Origin of the sequence: Amycolatopsis sp. YIM 10, assembly GCF_009429145.1 — a bacterium.
Lineage (GTDB): Bacteria > Actinomycetota > Actinomycetes > Mycobacteriales > Pseudonocardiaceae > Amycolatopsis.
In genome coordinates this window covers 10146757-10165079 of sequence record NZ_CP045480.1, presented here as the reverse complement: position 1 = coordinate 10165079, position 18323 = coordinate 10146757, and the positions used below count along the sequence as shown (strand labels likewise).

The window sequence follows — 18323 nt, the reverse complement described above, 5'->3', positions numbered from 1 at the left end:
CTTCCGTGTACGCAAGTATGCGAATGACCGACTTGCGGCGGGTATCGATACTTCCGTCTACGGAAGTAGGATGGCGCTATGAGTGACGGGCAGTGGTGGACGTACCTGCAAGTGCAGCTCGAGCAACGCGGATGGAAGCCGGCGCACCTCGCGCGCGTCGCCGGCGTGTCCGAAAGTCGGATATCCGATTGGCGAAACCGCGGGTCACCGCCCACGATCCCGAACGCGCGAGCCGTCGCCGAGGCGCTCGGCGAGCCTCTCGTGCTGCTGCTCGTCGGCGCCGGATTGCTCAAGCCGAGCGAGGCCCGGCAGAGTCTCGCGACCTACTCGGTGCGCGAGCTGCTCGACGAGATCGACACACGGTTCGGCGAGCTGACCTCGAGAGTTCCCGACGCGAACGTGAAACATCCCACGTTTGACCGAGGTAACTCTCTACAGCTCGTCGCCGACAGCCCAGGTACGGAACCGACGAGAGTTCAACAAGAACGCGAGTGGCTCAGCGAGGCCGAACGGCCCGACGAACCCGGCCCGGACACCGGCGCCTGACTTCCCACCGCCCGCGTGTTGGGGAGGAACACGCATGGAATGGGGCCGCGCCTACGACCCATACCGGCACGCCGAAGTGCTCGGCGCCGAAGTCGTCGTGTCGTCTGCCGTCACAGGGTGGGGCGACTACCGCGGTAGTCGGATTCGGGTTCACCCGCTCTTGAATCAGGCCGAAGCGCGGTGCACTGTCGCGCACGAAATCGTCCACCACGAGCGACGCGACGACGTGCTCGGCTACTGCGGCGTGGCGTGGCTCGACAGTCGACTCGAGCGGCGTGTGCACGCGGTCGCCGCTCGTCGGCTGATCATCGTTCCCGAACTTGTCGACGCCTTGCTCTGGTCCGATGACGCCGGCGAGATAGCCGAACAACTCGTCGTTGACCCGCGGACGCTCTACGTCCGGTTGGTCGACATGTCCGTGTTCGAGTACCGCGATATTGGCAAACAGACCCGCGGCCAGTCGACACGGTCGCTCGCTGACCTGCGTCGATACGCCGCAAGGCGGTTGTGGCAGCGGCCGGCGAGCTAGTCGACGACACCCTCTCGGCCGCTACTCCGTTTGAGTGTCTTTTCGACGGTTTCGTTGACCCGATCCTGCTCTCCATCGCCGAAGGTCTGCACGCCTCACCGTCCGAGGTGACCCTGCTGTTCTCCTCCTACCTGGGCGTGCAGGTGGTGGCGATGCTGTTCACCGGCGCGATGAGCGCGCGGTTCGGGGCCAAGCGAACCGTGCTCACCGGGCTCACGCTGATCGTGGTGGCCACCGCCCTGTGCGCGGCCGCCGGATCGATCGAGCAGCTGGTCGGGCTGCGCGCGGTCTGGGGTCTCGGCAACGCCTTCTTCATCGCGACCGCGCTCTCGGTGATCGTCGGCGCCGCCACCGGCGGGCAGGCGGGCGCGATCCTGCTCTACGAGGCCGCGCTCGGCGTCGGCCTGTCGGTCGGGCCGTTGCTGGGCGCGCTGCTCGGCAACATTTCCTGGCGCGGCCCGTTCCTGGGCACCGCGGTGCTGATGGCGGGCGCGCTGGTGCTGTGCTCGCTGTTCCTCAAGAGCGACAAGGACGAGCCACGTGCGCGCGTGCGGTTGCTGGACCCGATCCGCGCGCTCGGGCACGGCGGCCTGCTGCGGACCTCCATCGGCTCGGCGCTCTACACCGCCGCCTTCTTCGCCGTGCTCGCCTGGTCCCCGTTCGTGCTGGAGTGGAGCGCGATCGCGGTCGGACTGGTGTTCTGCGGCTGGGGTCTGTGCGTGGCGGTCGCCGGGGTGGTGTTCGCCCCGAAGCTGGCGGCCAGGCTGGGTGAACGGCACGCGACCGTGGTCGCCGTGCTCGCCTACGCGGTGCTGCTGGCGGTGATGATGGTGCCGAGCAAGCCGGTGCTGGTGGTCGCGATCATCGCCTCCGGGCTGGTGTCGGGCCTGCTGAACACGCTGTTCACCGGGACCGCGATGTCGGTCAGCGACGCACCGCGGCCGGTCGCCAGCGCGGGTTACAACTTCCTCCGCTGGATGGGTGGCGCGGTCGCGGCCACCGTGGTCGGGCACGTGGCCGAGTGGTTCGGCTCACCGCAGGCGCCGTTCCTGGCCGCCGCAGTCCTCTGTGTACTGGCCGGCGGGCTGCTCGCGATCAAGCAGCGCACTCCGGACGAACACCGCGTACCGGCCACCGCGGCACTGGTCGGCGAAGAGTTCTAGTGAACGAAAGGTGAACAACCGACCAACGGAGGGATGGCCTCCGTAGGTCGGTTGGCCTAGCGTCGGATCCCCGAACCTGGAGGTCCGCGTTGAAGTTCCTGCCGTTGCTCACCGGCCACTCACCCAGCCGCGCGGCCGTCACCTGCACCTACCGCTGCGGGGACGCCTGCTTCCACGAAGTTCCCAACACCTCGGCGAACCCCACCTTCGCCGACGTGCTGACCGAGGTCAGCCGCCGCGGCGCGCTGAAGGCGGGCGCGGTGGTCGCGCTGGCCACCGGCGGCCTGGCGGCCACGGCCGCTCCCGCGCTCGCCGCACCCGACCAGGAGGCGGGCAAGCCGAAGCCGCCACCGGGCCTGGACTTCAAGCGGGTCGAGCCGAACACGCTCGACGCCGTGGTCGTACCGGAAGGCTACGAGCAGGGCATCGTGATCCGCTGGGGTGATCCGGTGCTGCCGGACGCGCCCGCCTGGGACATCACCAAGCAGACCGGCGACGCGCAGGCCAAGCAGTTCGGCTACAACTGCGACTTCGCCGCGCTACTGCCGTTCGACCACGCCGGGCTCGCGTCGCTGCTGGTGACGAACCACGAGTACACCACCGAAACGCACATGTTCCCCGGCTACGACGAGGACAATCCGACCGAAGAACAGGTCAAGGTCGCCTGGGCGGCACACGGGCTGACCGTGGTGCTGGTGACCCGGACGCCGTGGAGCGGGCAGTTCAGGCCCAAGATGTCGAAGTTCAACCGGCGCATCACGCTGCACACGCCGTTCAAGGTGACCGGCCCGGCCGCGGGCAGCGACCTGCTCAAGACCTCCGCCGACCCGACCGGCACCGTGGTGCTCGGCACGATGAACAACTGCGCCGGCGGGGTCACGCCGTGGGGCACGATCCTGTCCGGCGAGGAGAACGTCAACCAGTACTTCGCCAACGCCGACCTGGTGGCCGACGAGCAGACCAGGAAGCGGCTCGCGCGCTACGGCATCAAGGGCACCGAGACCGTGCGCAAGTGGGAGCGCTTCGACTCCCGCTTCGACCTGACCAAGCAGCTCAACGAGGCGAACCGGTTCGGCTGGGTGATCGAGTTGGACCCGCACGACCCGGGGAGCACGCCGGTCAAGCACACGCACCTCGGCCGGTTCAAGCACGAGACCGCGAACATCCGGATCGCCGGCGACGGCCGGGTGGTCGCCTACTCCGGTGACGACGAGCGCTTCGAGTACATCTACAAGTTCATCTCGAACGGCAAGGTCAAGAAGGGCGACAGCGCGCACGCCCGCCGCCACAACATGACCCTGCTCGACGACGGCACGCTGTACGTGGGCCGGTTCACCGGTGACTCCCCGGTTTCCGAGATCGACGGCACCGGGAAACTGCCCAGCGACGGCGAGTTCGACGGCAGCGGCGAGTGGATCCCGCTGGCCGCCGGCAAAAAGTCCTTTGTGGACGGAATGACCGCCGAAGAGGTGTACGTGTTCACCCGCGAGGCGGCCGACAAGGTCGGCGCGACCAAGATGGACCGGCCGGAGGACATCCAGGCGCACCCGAAGACCGGCCGGATCTACTGCGCGCTGAGCAACAACGTCGAACGCGGCAACCCCGGCAAGGAGGGCGTGACCGAGCCGAACCCGCGGCTGAACAACAAGCACGGCCAGGTGCTGGAGTTCGAGGAGGCGGGCGGCGACGCGCTGGCGCTGAAGTTCAGCTGGCGGCTGTTCCTGGTCTGCGGTGACCCGTCGGCACCGGACACCTATTTCGCCGGCTTCCCGAAGGACCAGGTCTCGCCGATCTCCAGTCCGGACAACGTGGCCTTCGACCGGCACGGCAACCTGTGGATCTCCACCGACTCGGCCGGGGCGCTCGGCATCAACGACGGGCTGTACGGCGTGCCGCTGGACGGCAAGCAGCGCGGGAACCTGAAGCTGTTCCTGACCGTGCCGAAGGGGGCGGAGACCTGCGGCCCGATCGTCGGCGACCAAGTGGTCACTGTCTGTGTCCAGCATCCGGGTGAAGTGGACGGCGCGAGCGCCGACAATCCCGCCTCGCACTGGCCCGACGGCGGTTCCAGCGTGCCGAGGCCGTCCGTGGTGGCGGTTTGGCAGCCGGGTCGGCACGGCCTGTCCGATATCGGCGGTTGACCTCGGTTCAAGCTGAATGACCTGGTCATCGTGGTGTGGCGCACGTTCACGCGGGTCGTGCGCCACACCGTGTTGGTCCGCTGTTCACCTTGAAGTCGGAGTGGGCTCTCCTTGGTCGCTTAACGTCACGGCGTTCCCCTGACTGGACCACCATGGAGGCACCGTGTCCGTCGAGCCCCAGCGGCTCCTGCCGTTGCTCACGTCGCACCCCGGGGGCCGCTCGTCGGTCACCTGTGAGTACCGCTGCGGCAACGCCTGCGCGCACCCCGAACCGAACACCTCCGACAACGAGTACTTCGGCGACGTCGCGAAGAACGTGCTTTCGCGTCGTGGCGCGCTGAAGGCCAGCGCGGTGATGGCCGCGGCCGCCGGTGGTTTCGCCGCGCTGTCCGGTACCGCCGCGGCGGCGCCAGGGGCCGAGACCGCCGCCGAGGGGCGTGGCAAGCCGACGAAGAAGGTGCCCGGCACCGACTTCGACCCGGTGCCGCCGAACACGAACGACGCGGTCACCATCCCGCCCGGCTACGACCAGAACGTGGTCATCCGCTGGGGCGACGCGGTGGTGCCCGGCGCGCCGAAGTTCGACTTCCACAAGCAGACCGCGGCCGCGCAGGAGAAGCAGTTCGGCTACAACAACGACTTCGTCGGGCTGATCCCGCAGGACCCGCTGGGCATCGCGAACCTGCTCGTGGCCAACCACGAGTACACCACCGAGGTGCACATGTTCCCGGTGGACCAGTACGACCCGGCCAATCCGACCGAGGAGCAGGTCAAGATCGCCTGGGCGGCGCACGGCATGTCCGTGGTGCAGGCGCTGCGCGACCCGGTCCACGGCGGCCTGCGGGTGGTGCCGAGCCCGTTCAACCGGCGCATCACGCTGAACACCGAGTTCGAGGTGCGCGGCCCGGCCGCCGGTTCGTCGCTGCTGAAGACCTCCGCCGACCCGTCCGGCAAGGTGGTGCGCGGCACGCAGAACAACTGCGCGGGCAGCGTGACCCCGTGGGGCACGGTGCTTTCCGGTGAGGAGAACTTCAACCAGTACTTCGCCAACGCCGGTGCGGTGACCGATCCGGTGCAGGCCGCGCGACTCAAGCGCTACGGGCTCTCCGGTGCCGCGAGCACCCGGAAGTGGGAGCGGTTCGACAAGCGCTGGGACGTCACCAAGGAGCCGAACGAGCCGAACCGCTTCGGCTGGGTGGTCGAGATCGACCCGCACGACCCGCACTCGACGCCGGTCAAGCACACGCACCTCGGCCGGTTCAAGCACGAGGGTGCCGCGATCAAGATCGCCGAGGACGGCCGCGTGGTCGCCTACTCCGGTGACGACGAGCGCTTCGAGTACATCTACAAGTACGTGTCGAACGGCAAGTACAAGAAGGGCAACAGCGCGCACGCCCGCCGCCACAACTCGAGCCTGCTCGACGACGGCACGCTGTATGTCGGCCGGTTCACCGGCGACTCCCCGGCCGCCGAGATCGACGGCACCGGGAAACTGCCCAGCGACGGCGAGTTCGACGGCAGCGGCGAGTGGATCCCGCTGGCCGCCGGCAACAAGTCCTTTGTGGACGGCTTCACCGCCGAGGAGGTGTACGTCTTCACCCGGCAGGCCGCGGACAAGGTCATGCCCACGAAGATGGACCGCCCGGAGGACATCGAGCCGAACCCGGTCAACGGCCGGATCTACTGCGCGCTGACGAACAACTCCGACCGCGGCGCGGCGGGCAAGGGCGGCCCGGACGAGGCCAACCCGCGCAACACCAACCGCAACGGGCACGTGCTCGAGTTCGAGGAGGTCGGCGGCGCCACGGCGACCAAGTTCAACTGGCGCCTGCTGCTGGTCTGCGGTGACCCGAAGACGGCCGACACCTACTTCGGCGGCTTCGACAAGTCGCAGGTTTCGCCGATCTCGTGCCCGGACAACGTGGCCTTCGACCCGCACGGCAACCTGTGGATCTCCACCGACGGCAACGCGCTCGGTTCCCACGACGGGTTGTTCTCGGTGCCGGTGAGCGGTCCGGAACGCGGCAAGGTGCAGCAGTTCCTCTCGGTGCCGACCGGCGCGGAGACCTGCGGCCCGGTGATCACCGAGAACCTGGTGCTGGTCGCCGTGCAGCACCCCGGTGAGGACGCGCCCAACTCGGGCAGCCCCACCTCGCACTGGCCCGACGGCGGCAACACCCAGCCGCGCCCGGCCATCGTTTCGGCGTGGCGCAAGCGCGACCGCCACCTGCCGGGCAAGATCGGCGTTCGCTGACGGACGCGGTGAAGGTGGCTTTCCCGGCGCTCGAAACCTGCCGGGAAAGCCACCTTCAGGCATCGCCCTACTCGGTCGCCTTCCGCATGGTCACCGTGCCCAGGTAGAGGCCGACCGCGGCGATGCCCGCCACCGCCAGGCTCCCGTGCAGCACCGAGGCGGTGGCCAGTTCCCCGCGGAACAGCGCCCGTTCCGCATCGACCACATAGGACAGTGGGTTGATCCGGGCCACCGTGTGCAGCCAGCCCGGCGCCCCGTCGATCGGCAGCAGCACGCCGGAGAGCAGCAGCAGCGGGAACAGCACCGTCTGGTGGATCGCCCAGAACAGCGTGTCCTGCTTGCGCACCGCGATCGCCAGCGCGAACGACAACGCCCCCATGCCGGTGCCGAGCAGCGCGAGCAGTGCCAGCCCGGCCAGCACGCCCGCCGGGTGCAGGGTGAACCCGAGCGGCAGCACCACCAGGGTGATCAGCACCGCCTGCGCCACCAGCAGGACGACCTCCTTGAGCACCCGGCCGAGCAGCATCGCGGTCCGGCTGACCGGGGTGACCAGCAGTCGTTCCAGCGAGCCGCCGCCGCGTTCCATCAGCAGCCCGTAGCCGGAGGCCATGGTGCCGAACAGGGCGAGCATCACCAGGATGCCCGGCACGAACCACTGCCACGGCGAGCCGTCACCGGGCAGCAGCGGGCCGAACAGCAGCAGGAACACCAGCGGCTGCACCATGGTGATCAGCAGCCCCCACGGGCTGAGCAGGCTCGGCTTGATCTCCCGGCCGAAGACCACGCCGGTGTGATTGAGCAGGTTCATCCAGAACTCCTTACGCGGCATCGGATTCACGGAGGCTGCGGCCGGTCAGGCTGAGGAACACGTCGTCCAGGGTCGGGCGGCGCAGATCGGCCGAGCGCACGGTGATGCCCTCCCGGTACAGCTCCCGCAGGAACCGGGGCAGCGCGGCGGTCGCCTGCCCCGCCAGGCGGACGGTCACCAGCTCGCCGTCGACGAGCACCTCCTTGGCGGGCGGGGCCAGTTCCGCCGCCCGTCGCGGTTCGTCGACCACCACGGTGATCAGGTCACCGGCCAGGTTCGCCTTCAGGTTCGCCGCGGTGTCGTCGGCGATCACGCGGCCGTGGTCGATCACCAGCACCCGCTCGGCCATCGCGTCGGCCTCGTCCAGGTAGTGCGTGGTGAGGAAGATCGTGGTGCCGTACTCCCGCCGCAGGCGCAGGATGTGCTCCCACAGGTTCGCCCGGTTCTGCGGGTCGAGTCCGGACGACGGCTCGTCCATGAACAGCAGCTTCGGCCGGTGGATCAGCCCGAGCGCGATGTCGAGCCGACGCCGCTGGCCGCCGGAAAGCGTGTTGGCGTAACGCTTTCCGAGTGCTTCGAGGTCGAGCACGGCGAGCAGCTCACCGGCTCGCCGCCGGGCTTCCGCCCGGCTCAGTCCGTAGCAGCGGCCCTGGCTGAACAGCTCGTCGGCGACCCGGAAGTAGTCACCGGAACTTTTGCCCTGGCCGATGTACCCGATCCGCTCGCGCGCGGCGGCCGGCGCGGAGCGGATGTCGTGTCCCGCCACCGTCGCGGTGCCCGCCGTCGGCGGCAGCAGGGTGGTCAGCAGGCGCAGGCTGGTCGACTTGCCGGCGCCGTTCGGACCGAGGAAGGCGACCAGCTCGCCCTCCTCGACGTCCAGATCTAGTCCGTTCACGGCAACCACGGTCTCCTTCTTGACCCGGAAATGCCTGGTCAGACCGCGGGCATGGATCATCGTTGCTCCCTTGCTCAAATTTGAGCTGCCCGATTCGCGGGCAGCGCGAGACCGATCTCGGTAGGGGATTTGCCGGATTTGAAGCTCAAGAAGCTTAAATCGAAAACATCGCAAAACGTCAGGAGCCTTGACAGTCGACGTTTATTGTGAGCAACGTGAAGCCACCGATCCCGTACCTGCTCGCCTACGCGCACACGGTCGCGTCGCGGCAGGCCGCCGAGCGCCTGCGCCGGTTCGGGCTGACCGCGCGGCAGTTCGGCGTGCTCGTCCAGCTCCAGCTGGAACCGGAGCTGACCATGGCGGAACTGGCGCGCCAGTTCGGCGTCAGCCGCCAGTCACTGCACGAGATGGTCGGTGAGCTGGAAGACGCCGGGCACCTGTACCGGGTGCCCGGCGCGACCGGGCGGACCGTGCGGCTGGTGCTGACCGAGGGCACCGAACGGCTGCTCGCCGCCGCCGAAGGTCCGATGATGCTGGCCGAACGCGATCTCGTCGCCGGGCTCAGCGCACGGGAAACCGAGGCGCTGCGCGGCCTGCTGCAGAAACTGATGGCACGGGCCACCGACGACGAGAGCTGGCTGAGCTACTGAGTTACTGAAGCGTGTCCCGCTTGATCTGCTTGCCCAGCACGATGGCCACCCCGGCGGCGGCGAGCATGCACAGCCCGACCGCCCACATCCCGGTCCGCTGGCTGCCGGTGGCGTCCTTGAGCCAGCCGGTGATGTAGGGCGCGGCGAACCCGCTGATGTTGCCCAGCGAGTTGATCATCGCGATGCCACCGGCCGCCGCGGCACCGGAGAGAAAGGTCGACGGCAGCGCCCAGAAGGTCGGCAGCGCCGAGCAGACCCCGGTGGCGCAGATGGTCACCGCGACCATCGCCATGATCGGGTTGCCGAGGTACAGCGCGACCGGGATGGCCGCGCCGCCGATCAGCATCGGGATCGCCACGTGCCAGGTGCGCTCGCCGGTCCGGTCGCCGTGACGTGCCCACAGCACCATCACGACCGCGCCGATGACGTACGGGATCGCGGTGATCAGCCCGGTTTCGGTGATCGAGAACTGCACGCCGAACTGCTGCTTGAAGCCGCTGATGATGGTCGGCAGGAAAAAGCCGAGCGCGTAGAGGCCGTAGGCGATTCCGAAGTAGACGAACGCCAGCATCAGGATGCGCGGGTGGGTCAGCGCCTTGCGCAGCGGCCAGTGGTGCTTCTGCTCGGTGTTCTCCTTCTCCGCGGCCAAAGTGGACGAGAGCCACTCGCGCTCGCTCTCGGTCAGCCACTTGGCCTTCTCCGGGCGGTCGGTCAGGTAGAACCAGGTGACGAAGGCCAGCAGGATCGCCGGCACGCCCTCGACCAGGAACATGAACCGCCAGCCGGACAGCCCGAACACGCCGTCGCCACCGGAGATCAGCAGCCCCGAGACGGTCGCCCCGACCGCCGAGGAGATCGGCACCGCGGCCATGAACATCGCCACCGCCTTCGCGCGCTGCGCGGCGGGGAACCAGAAGGTCAGGTACAGGATGATGCCGGGGAAGAAGCCCGCTTCCGCCACACCGAGCAGGAAGCGCAGGATGACCAGCGTGGTCGCGTTGGGCACGAACGCCATCACGGTGGCCACCACGCCCCAGGTGATCATGATCCGGGCCATCCAGCGGCGGGCGCCGAACCGGTGCAGCGCCAGGTTGCTCGGCACCTCCAGCAGCAGGTAACCGAGGAAGAAGATGCCCGACGCGAAGCCGAAGACGGTCGCGGTGAGCCCGAGTTCCTCGTTCATCCCGTTCGGCGCGGCGAAGCCGATGTTGACCCGGTCCAGGTAGTTCACGAAGTACAGCAGGCAGAGGAACGGCATCAGCCGCAGCGCCACCTTGCGGAGCACGCGGTCACCGGGCTCGGTCTTCGTCGACTTCATGATCGAACATCAGAAGCCCGCCGAGCCCGTGAGTCAAGAGCCTCTTACCGTGGAGACCATGACCGAACAGCCGCTCGCACTGATCACCGGCGCTTCCCGAGGGATCGGCGCCGCCGTCGCGCACGCGCTCGAACCCAGTCACCAGGTGCTGCTCGGCGGCCGTGACGCCGCCGCGCTCGCCGAGCGCGCGGCCGAACTGCCCGGCTCACGGCCGTGGCCGGTCGACCTGAGCGACTTCGACGCGGTGCGCGCCGCTGTCGCCGGAATCGACCGGCTCGACGTGCTGGTGCACTCCGCCGGGGTCGCCGATCTGGGCACGGTCGAGCAGGCCACGGCCGAGGACTGGCGGCGCAACTACGAGGTGAACGTGGTCGCGGTCGCCGAGCTGACCCGCCTGCTGCTGCCCGCGCTGCGGGCGGCGAAGGGGCACGTCGTGGTGATCAACTCCGGCGCCGGGCTGAACGCGCGGCCGGGCTGGGGGCCCTACGCGGCCAGCAAGTTCGCCGCGCGCGCCTTCGCCGACGTGCTGCGCGCCGAGGAGGAACCGAACGGTATCCGCGTCACGTCCGTCCACCCTGGACGGACCGACACCGACATGCAGCGCGCGGTCGTGGCCCACGAGGGCAACGAGTACGACCCCGACCGGTACCTGCGGCCGGACTCGGTGGCGATGGCGGTGCTGGCCGCGGTGTCCGCGAGCCCGGACGCGCACCTCACCGAACTCGTCGTGCGGCCGCGATGACCACCACGCCGATCACCGCGACCAGCAGGTTCGCGTAGAGCTCGTACCCGTGCAGCGCGTCGAAGTGCGGGAAGACGTACCGGTTGAACGCGTTCAGGAACGGGCCGAGGATCGGCTGGTAGGCGAGGTGGTCGATGGTGCCGCTGATGCCCATCAGCACCAGCAGGCCGCCCAGGGTTTCCAGCGGTTTGCGCATGGCACGACGGTAGGGAGCGGACCGGTGCGTTCAGAACGACCGAAGGTACCGGCGCGGCCGACTTCGGTATCGGATCCGCCCGCGGAGCCGGGAAAGCTGGGTAGGTTCGGGCTGTGAACATCCCGCGGCGCGGTGTGCGTGACTGGCTGGTGGACAGCGCGCTGTTCCTGTTCGCCGCGGCGTTCGGGCTGTGGCTGGCCACGGCCAGGATGCAGTGGTGGCCGCTGCCCGAGCCGGAGTGGGTGTTCCACCTCGACCAGATCACCGGGGCGCTGGGCTGCGCCGCGCTGTGGTTCCGCCGCCGCTGGCCGGTGCGGCTCGCGGTGGTGCTGTTCGCGCTGTCCACCTTCTCCGAGCTGGTCGGCGGAGCGGCGATGGTGGCGCTGTTCACCGTGGCCGTGCACCGGCCACCGCGGGTCACCGGGCTGGTGTTCGCCGGTGGCGTGCTCGCCTCGATCGCGTACCAGCTGCTGCGGCCCGAGCCGGACGCTCCCGCGTATCTGCTGCTGGCGTTCGGCCTGGTGGTGCAGGGCGCGGTGGTCGGCTGGGGGCTGACCGTCCACCACCGGCGCAAGTTGCTGGTGTCGCTGCAGGAACGGGCGGCCCGCGCGGCGCGGGAGGAGGTCGCCCGCGAGATGCACGACGTGCTCGGCCACCGGCTTTCGCTGCTCAGCGTGCACGCGGGCGCGCTGGAGTTCCGGCCGGACGCGCCCGCCGACGAGATCGCGCTGGCCGCCAGGGTGATCCGGGAAAGCTCGCACCAGGCGCTCCAGGACCTGCGCGAGGTGATCGGGGTGCTGCGTGCTCCGGTCGACGGTTCGGCCGAGCGGCCGCAGCCGGCAGTCGGTGACCTGAGCGCGCTGGTCGACGAATCGCGGCACGCGGGCATGCGGGTCGAGTTCCGGCACGAGATCACCGGTGAGCCGCCGGACACGCTCGGCCGGACCGTCTACCGGATCGTGCAGGAGAGCCTGACCAACGCGCGCAAGCACGCGCCCGGCGCGGTCGTCGAGATCGAAGTGGACGGTGCGCCCGGCGACGGCCTGCGCGTCGAGGTGCGCAACGAAGCGGCGGACCGGCCGGTCGGTACGGGCCAGGGGCTCATCGGCCTGGCCGAACGCGCGGCCGTGGCGGGCGGGCGGCTGAGCCACGGACCGGATGCCGCCGGTACCTGGCGGGTCTCGGCCTGGCTACCGTGGCCGCCGTGATCCGGGTACTGCTCGTCGACGACGATCCGCTGGTGCGCGCCGGGCTGCGCCTGATGCTCGGCGGTGCCGACGACCTGGTCGTGGTCGCCGAAGCCGGTGACGGCACCGAGGTGCTCCCCCTGGTCGAGGCGCACCACCCCGAGGTGGTGCTGATGGACATCCGGATGCCCGCGATGGACGGGCTCACCGCCACCGAAGCACTGCGCGCGCGGCCGTCGGCGCCGGAGGTGCTGGTGCTGACCACCTTCGACGCCGACCACCACGTGCTCCGCGCACTGCGTGCCGGGGCCGCCGGATTCCTGCTCAAGGACACCCCGCCGGCCGAGATCGTGGCCGCGGTCCGCCGGGTGGCGGAAGGCAGCCCGGTGCTGTCTCCCGCGGTGACCCGCCGCCTGATGGACCGGGTCGCCGAGTCCGATCAGGACCGTCGCCGGACCGGGGCGGTGAAGCGGCTGGCCCGGTTGAACGAACGCGAGCGCGCGGTCGCCGTCGAGGTCGGGCGGGGCCTGTCCAACGCGGAGATCGGCCGGACCCTGCATCTCGGCGTGTCCACGGTGAAGACGCACGTCTCGGCGATCCTGACCAAGCTCGACCTGAACAACCGCGTGCAGATCGCGCTGCTGGTGCACGACGCGGAACTGATTTAGCGGCCGAACTCATTCAACGGTCGAGCGCCGCCACGATCTCGGTGACCACGGCCTTCCAGTGCGCCCGCTGCCGCTCGCGCTCGGCGGCATCGGCCAGCCGTTCCTGGTGGACGCCGAGCCGCGCGCGGCCCTCACCGGCGGAGGTCACCGTGAGCTGGAGCGTGGTGTCGTGCGACCAGCCGGGCGGCTGCCAGGTGAGCCGGAGGCGGTCCAGTTCGCGGAAGCTGCGCATTTCACCATGGACCCCGGCCTTGGTCTCGTACCCGGTGCCCGCCTCGCGCGAGACCGTGACGCCCTCGCCGAGCCAGATCGCCACGCCCTCCGGTGAGGTGATGAAGTCCCACACCACGGCGACCGGGTGGTCCACCGTCTTCGACACCCCGATCTGCCAGCCCGCGTCACGCGTGCGCCCGACCGGGCTCGTTCCCTGAGTCATGAGAGCTAGCATGACCGCCTACCCGGACAGATAGTGTCAGGGTGAGAACCACGAACCGGCGCCTCGAAACGCTCGCGCTGCTCCAGGCGCATCCCGGCATCTCGGCCCCGCGGCTCGCGGAGCGGCTCGGCGTCACCGAGCGGACCACCCGCCGCGACGTCGCCCAGCTGCGTGAACTCGGGTACCGCATCGACGGTGAGGCGGGCCGCGAAGGCGGCTACCGGCTGGCATCCGGGCGGACCATGCCGCCACTGCTGCTCGATGCCGACGAAGTCGCGGCCGTCGCCGTCGGCCTGCGCACGGCGACCGCCGTCGACGGGCTCGAAACCGCCGCGGCCACGGCGCTGGCCAAGCTCACCCAGGTGGTCCCGGCGCGCTGGCGGGCCCGGCTCAGCGCGCTCGCCGACGTCCAAGCACGGTCAGGACCTTCGCGCCGCCGGACCGGGCGCGACGTGCTCGTCCCGCTCGCGCTCGCCTGCCGAGCCCGCGAAGCCGTCCGCTTCCGCCACTCCGGCAGACCCGTCGATGTGCAGCCACACCGCCTGGTCACCTTGCGCGACAACTGGTACCTCGTCGCCTGCCCGCGCGGCACCGAGCGCTGGCGGGTCTACGCGCTCGACCGCATCGAGCAGGTCCAGCCGCTGGGCACGCGGTACCCGGCGCCCGAGCCACCCGAGGACTCCGGCGCCTTCGTCTCCGACGCGCTCGCACACGGCCCTTGGCGCCACCGGATCCGCGTGCGGGTGTACACCTCGGCCGACCTCGTGCGCGAACTGGTCGACCCGAGCGTGGCCGCGGTGGTCAACGTGGAAGACACCGAAGACACCGAAGACACCGAGTGCGAACTCCACTTCGGCACCGACGACCTCGACTGGGCGGCGCGCTGGCTCGCCTACCTCAACCTGGACCTCGACGTCATCGAACCGGCCGCGCTCGTCGACCGGATGCACGCACTCGGCCGGTGGTTGCTCAGCGCACGCGAGCCGAGGCCGTAGCGACGGCCGCCTGGGCCTCGGCCCGGTCCACCCTGGTCGATTCGCCGTCGGCGACCACCTGCTCACCGGCCACCCACACCTCGCGCACGCGCCGCGAACCCGCGCCCCACACCAGGTTCGCCAGCAGCTGCGAGTCCGGCACGTCGAGGCCGGTGGCGAAGGCCGGGTCGTCCAGGTCGATGTGCACCAGATCCGCCCAGCGCCCGGCTTCCAGCGCGCCGATGTCCGACCGGCCCAGCGCCTCGGCCCCGCCGCGCGTGGCGAGCAGCAGCGCGTCCGCCGCGCTCAACGCGGTCGAATCCCCGGTGGCCAGCCGCGACAGCATCGCCGAGAGCTGCACCTCTTCCCACAGGTCAAGGTCGTCGTTGCTGGCCGGGCCGTCGGTGCCGAGGCCGACCGGCACCCGCGCCGCGCGCAGCTCGGCCAGCCGTGCGATGCCGGAGGCGAGCTTCGCGTTCGAACCCGGGCAGTGCGCCACCCCGACCCCGTGCCCGGCGAACAGCGCGATGTCCTCATCGGACAGATGGATCGCGTGCGCGGCGATCATCCTGGTGTCCAGCAGGCCCACCTTGGCCAGCAGCTTCGGCACCGAACCGTGCTCGGCGCGCTGCTTCTCGTCCTCGGCACGGGCCTCGGCCACGTGGATCTGCACCAGCGCGTCGCGGTGCACGGCCGATTCGGCGGTCAACCGCAGCGCTTCCTCGGGCAGCGTGTACGCCGAGTGCGGGCCGTAGCTGATCTCGATGCGCTCACCGGGGCCGAAGCGCAGGCCGTCGGCGTCGATCCAGTCGTCGATCGCGGTGAGCTGCTCGCGCCAGTCCATGCCGGGCAGGTCCATGATCGGCGCGCCGATCAGCACCCTGGCGCCGGTGGCCAGCACGGCGTCGGCGACCTGGTCGCCGTGGAAGTACATCTCGGTGCTGGTGGTGACGCCGTGCCGCAGCATTTCGAGCGAGCCCAGCAGCATGCCGGTGCGGATGTCGGCCGGGCGCAGCCGCGCCTCGGCCGGCCAGATGACCTCGCTGAGCCAGCGCAGCAGCGGCAGGTCCGAGCCCATGCCGCGCAGCAGCACCATCGGGCTGTGCGCGTGCGTGTTGATCAGGCCGGGCAGCAGCACGCCGGTCAGCTCGGTGCGCGGCGCGTCGCTGTCCGGCGCGGTGGCCGCGGGGCCGCAGTGGGTGATCCGGCCGTCGTCGCCGACGTCGACCACCGCGTCGCGGAGCACGGAGCAGCTCGGGTCGGACGGCAGGACAACGGGGGCGTGGAAACGACGGCGCATCAAAAAATTCTAAACCGTCGTCTCAGCGGTCCATCAGGCCGGAACGCCACGCCCAGGCGGCGGTCTCCACCCGGTTGCGCGCGCCGATCTTGCCCTGCACCGAAGCCAGGTGCGTTTTCACCGTGGACAGCGACAGGAACAACTCGGTGCCGATCTCGGTGTTGGTCAGCCCGCGCGCGGTCGCCTTCACCACGTCGATCTCGCGTGCGGTCAGCGCCTCCGACGGCGGCTCGATCTCCTTGCGGGCCGGCTTGCTGTCGAAGTGCTTGAGCAGCCGCACGGTGATCTGCGGGGACACCAGCGCGTCCCCGCGCGCGGCCGCGCGCACCGCCTCGATCAGCAGTGCGGGCCCGGCGTCCTTGAGCAGGAAGCCGCTGGCACCGTTGCGCAGCGCGGTGTGCACGTACTCGTCGAGGTCGAAGGTGGTGACCACGACGACCTTCAGCGGGTCGGCCACGTCCGCCCCGGCGAGCTGCTTGGTCACCGCCAGCCCGTCCAACTCGGGCATGCGGATGTCGAGCAGGCAGACGTCCGGCCGCAGTTCGCGGGCCTGGCGCACGGCGTCCACACCGTTGGCCACGTCGGCGACCACCTCGATGTCGTCCTGCGCGTCGAGGATCATGCGGAAACCCATCCGCACCATTTCCTGATCGTCGGCGATCAGTACCCGGATCATTCCGCTCCCTGCTGAGCCAGTGGCAACCACGCCTCGACCCGCCAGCCGCCTTCCGGCGCCCGGCCCGCCGTGAGCCTGCCGTGCAGCAGCGCGACCCGTTCGCGCATGCCGACCAGACCGTATCCGCCGGAGATCTGCGCGCCGCGCTGGCTCTCCCCTCGCCCGTTGTCGCTGACCTTGATGTGCAGCTCGCCGTTCTCCTCGCGCACCGAAACCCAGGCGATGCTGGCGCCGGCGGCGTGCTTGCCGATGTTCGTCAGTGACTCCTGCACCAGTCGCAGCGCCGAGCGGGCGACCTCCTGCGGCAGGTTTTCCGGCAGGTTCAGCTCGATCTTGGTGTACACCCCGTGGTTCGCCGCGTCGACCATCTTGTGCAGGTCGGCGGCCAGGCTCATGGTGGCCTGCTCGCTGAACTCGGTGGTGCCGGCCGGGTTGTCCCCGCGCATGCTGCGCACCAGCCGCCGCATCGCCGCCAGCGCCTCGGTGCCCGCGGTCTCGATCCGGTCCATCGCGTCCACCGCCACCTGCGGGTCCTTCTGCGCGACCATCTTCGCGGCCTGCGCCTGCACCACGATCCCGGTCACGTGGTGGGCCACCACGTCGTGCAGTTCCCTGGCCAGCGCCATCCGCTCGGCGGTCTGCGCGTCGGTGACCGCGGACTGCACCACCTGCTTGCGCTCGGAGTCGCGCGAGCGCAGGAACAAGCCGGTCGCCACGGAGATGCCGAGCAGCAGGAAGGCCGACAGGATGTGCGGCTGCAGGTCGTCGAAGTCGAGGGTCGGTCCGTCGCGCCGGACGTTGGCCATCGCGCTGAGCGCGACCGCGCCGGACAGCACCAGGATCGACGGCCAGGCCCGGGCGGTGGTGGTGTGCCGGATCAGCAGCACGACCATCACCGCGCCGGCGCCGACCTGACCGATCGGCACCCCGCCGGAGAGCACGTAGCTGGAGTGGTCGCGCAACACCAGCCGGGTGGCCACGGCCGAGACCAGCATCAACCCGGCCAGCACCCACGCCGAGAGCACCGGCCGCCGCTTCGCGGTCATCACCAGCACACCCGCGGCCAGCGAGCAGAGCAGGGTCGGCGCGGCACGCGGGCCCTCGCTGACCGCCGCACCGAGTTCGAAGAACAGCAGCAGCGAGATCAGCCCGACCAGCGGCCACTGCCCGCTGAACAACTCGCCGAGCTTGCTCTTGCGCCGCTGCTGCGCCGGACTCCTGGCGCCGATGCCGAACAACACCGCGGCGAAGAGCAGCCCGGCGCCGAACACCCCGGTCGAGCCGTCGGCCAGCGTGCTGACCGGGTCGTTGTTCGCCCGGGCGGCGATGGCCAGCAGGCACGCCACGACCAGGGAGAAGGTGCTGGCGAAGGCCACCCCCGGGTGCGCCGCGCGGACCACGTAGATGACCAGTTCGACCCCGGCCACCGTTTCGGCGAACGAGAGGTTCTCCAGCAGCGTCGAGTAGGTCGGCACGCCGGCCAGGTGCAGCAGCAGCGACGAGCACACCAGCACCACCGCGCCGGTGAACGCCGCGGCCACCGGCTGCGTCCTGGCCCAGATCGCGCAGGCGGCCATCAGCACGATGCCCGGCACGATGGCCAGGTCGTGCAGCCGCGGCCCCACGTCGTCGAAGGCGGCGGAACCGATGACGGCGAGGTCGCAGAGCACGGCCGCGAGCAGCACGATGCCGGGCACACCGAGCCACCGCAGGTAGCCGGTGAGCCGGACGGCGAGCTGGTCGAGGGTGGGCACGGAAGCGACGGTAGAGGATCGCGCGTGGCGCGCACCTTGGCCGCCTGGCCATCTCCCCCTCGGCCGATCGGCCGAGGTTTTCCCGC

The 18323-nt window shown here is 70.1% G+C and carries 18 protein-coding genes; 10 read left to right on the top strand and 8 right to left on the bottom strand.

Annotation, left to right across the window (positions count from 1 at the left end; translation table 11 throughout):
• Positions 1–78 precede the first annotated feature (78 nt).
• The 5 genes from YIM_RS47375 to YIM_RS47355 all read left to right on the top strand — a co-directional run bounded on the left by YIM_RS47375 (position 79) and on the right by YIM_RS47355 (position 6633).
• The gene (locus YIM_RS47375) at positions 79–546 is read left to right on the top strand and encodes a helix-turn-helix transcriptional regulator (protein WP_153036548.1); all 468 of its coding nucleotides are present in this window, start codon (positions 79–81) and stop codon (positions 544–546) included.
• A 34-nt stretch (positions 547–580) separates the two neighbouring features.
• Positions 581–1075, top strand: coding sequence for a hypothetical protein (locus tag YIM_RS47370; RefSeq protein ID WP_153036547.1), 495 nt, complete (start codon positions 581–583; stop codon positions 1073–1075).
• Positions 1054–2238, top strand: coding sequence for an MFS transporter (locus YIM_RS47365; protein WP_228004455.1), 1185 nt, complete (start codon positions 1054–1056; stop codon positions 2236–2238). Before YIM_RS47370 ends, YIM_RS47365 begins: the two co-directional genes overlap by 22 nt.
• Before the next feature lie 89 nt (positions 2239–2327).
• The gene (locus YIM_RS47360; RefSeq protein ID WP_153036545.1) at positions 2328–4379 is read left to right on the top strand and encodes a PhoX family phosphatase; all 2052 of its coding nucleotides are present in this window, start codon (positions 2328–2330) and stop codon (positions 4377–4379) included.
• A 163-nt stretch (positions 4380–4542) separates the two neighbouring features.
• A complete protein-coding gene (locus tag YIM_RS47355; protein ID WP_153036544.1) occupies positions 4543–6633 on the top strand; it encodes a PhoX family phosphatase in 2091 nt (696 codons plus the stop codon).
• A gap of 67 nt (positions 6634–6700) precedes the next feature.
• Here YIM_RS47355 and YIM_RS47350 read toward each other — a convergent pair whose 3' ends face one another.
• Together YIM_RS47350 and YIM_RS47345 are read right to left on the bottom strand one after the other, a co-directional pair.
• A complete protein-coding gene (locus YIM_RS47350; RefSeq protein WP_153036543.1) occupies positions 6701–7441 on the bottom strand; it encodes an ABC transporter permease in 741 nt (246 codons plus the stop codon).
• Between the two features lie 10 nt (positions 7442–7451).
• On the bottom strand, positions 7452–8396 hold the full coding sequence (locus tag YIM_RS47345) for an ATP-binding cassette domain-containing protein (protein ID WP_153036542.1): 945 nt from the start codon (positions 8394–8396) through the stop codon (positions 7452–7454).
• A gap of 155 nt (positions 8397–8551) precedes the next feature.
• Between YIM_RS47345 and YIM_RS47340 the strand changes: the two genes are divergently transcribed.
• Positions 8552–8986 carry a MarR family winged helix-turn-helix transcriptional regulator gene (locus YIM_RS47340; protein ID WP_228004454.1) on the top strand — a complete coding sequence of 145 codons (435 nt, stop codon included), beginning with the start codon at positions 8552–8554 and terminating at the stop codon, positions 8984–8986.
• 1 nt (position 8987) lies between these two features.
• On the opposite strand, the gene YIM_RS47335 is transcribed toward YIM_RS47340, so the two are convergent.
• Positions 8988–10304, bottom strand: a complete 1317-nt coding sequence (locus YIM_RS47335) for an MFS transporter (RefSeq protein ID WP_153036540.1) — start codon at positions 10302–10304, stop codon at positions 8988–8990.
• A 58-nt stretch (positions 10305–10362) separates the two neighbouring features.
• Here YIM_RS47335 and YIM_RS47330 point away from each other — a divergent pair, with 58 nt between their 5' ends.
• Positions 10363–11046 (top strand): SDR family oxidoreductase, encoded by a 684-nt coding sequence (locus YIM_RS47330; protein ID WP_153036539.1) that lies wholly within the window; start codon positions 10363–10365, stop codon positions 11044–11046.
• Here YIM_RS47330 and YIM_RS47325 read toward each other — a convergent pair.
• Positions 11018–11242, bottom strand: coding sequence for a hypothetical protein (locus tag YIM_RS47325; RefSeq protein WP_153036538.1), 225 nt, complete (start codon positions 11240–11242; stop codon positions 11018–11020). The two genes, YIM_RS47330 and YIM_RS47325, sit on opposite strands and share 29 nt — an antisense overlap.
• Before the next feature lie 113 nt (positions 11243–11355).
• Here YIM_RS47325 and YIM_RS47320 point away from each other — a divergent pair, with 113 nt between their 5' ends.
• Both YIM_RS47320 and YIM_RS47315 read left to right on the top strand, forming a co-directional pair.
• Entirely contained in the window at positions 11356–12450 is a 1095-nt protein-coding gene (locus YIM_RS47320) for a histidine kinase (protein WP_228004453.1), read from the top strand.
• Entirely contained in the window at positions 12438–13097 is a 660-nt protein-coding gene (locus YIM_RS47315) for a response regulator transcription factor (protein WP_228004452.1), read from the top strand. The genes YIM_RS47320 and YIM_RS47315 overlap by 13 nt, the downstream gene beginning before the upstream one ends.
• A gap of 13 nt (positions 13098–13110) precedes the next feature.
• Here the strand turns inward: YIM_RS47315 and YIM_RS47310 are convergent, their stop codons facing one another.
• Positions 13111–13533, bottom strand: a complete 423-nt coding sequence (locus tag YIM_RS47310; protein ID WP_153036536.1) for an SRPBCC domain-containing protein — start codon at positions 13531–13533, stop codon at positions 13111–13113.
• 41 nt (positions 13534–13574) lie between these two features.
• Between YIM_RS47310 and YIM_RS47305 the strand changes: the two genes are divergently transcribed.
• A complete protein-coding gene (locus tag YIM_RS47305) occupies positions 13575–14528 on the top strand; it encodes a YafY family protein (RefSeq protein WP_153036535.1) in 954 nt (317 codons plus the stop codon).
• Here the strand turns inward: YIM_RS47305 and YIM_RS47300 are convergent.
• From YIM_RS47300 to YIM_RS47290, 3 genes are read right to left on the bottom strand one after another with little or no spacing between them, the layout of a single operon-like run.
• Complete coding sequence (locus YIM_RS47300) at positions 14503–15807, bottom strand: amidohydrolase family protein (RefSeq protein WP_153036534.1); 1305 nt, start codon at positions 15805–15807, stop codon at positions 14503–14505. The genes YIM_RS47305 and YIM_RS47300 overlap by 26 nt on opposite strands.
• Positions 15808–15829: 22 nt before the next feature.
• Positions 15830–16483 carry a response regulator transcription factor gene (locus YIM_RS47295; RefSeq protein WP_153036533.1) on the bottom strand — a complete coding sequence of 218 codons (654 nt, stop codon included), beginning with the start codon at positions 16481–16483 and terminating at the stop codon, positions 15830–15832.
• Entirely contained in the window at positions 16480–18237 is a 1758-nt protein-coding gene (locus tag YIM_RS47290; protein WP_228004451.1) for a sensor histidine kinase, read from the bottom strand. The genes YIM_RS47295 and YIM_RS47290 overlap by 4 nt, the downstream gene beginning before the upstream one ends.
• Positions 18238–18323 lie beyond the last annotated feature (86 nt).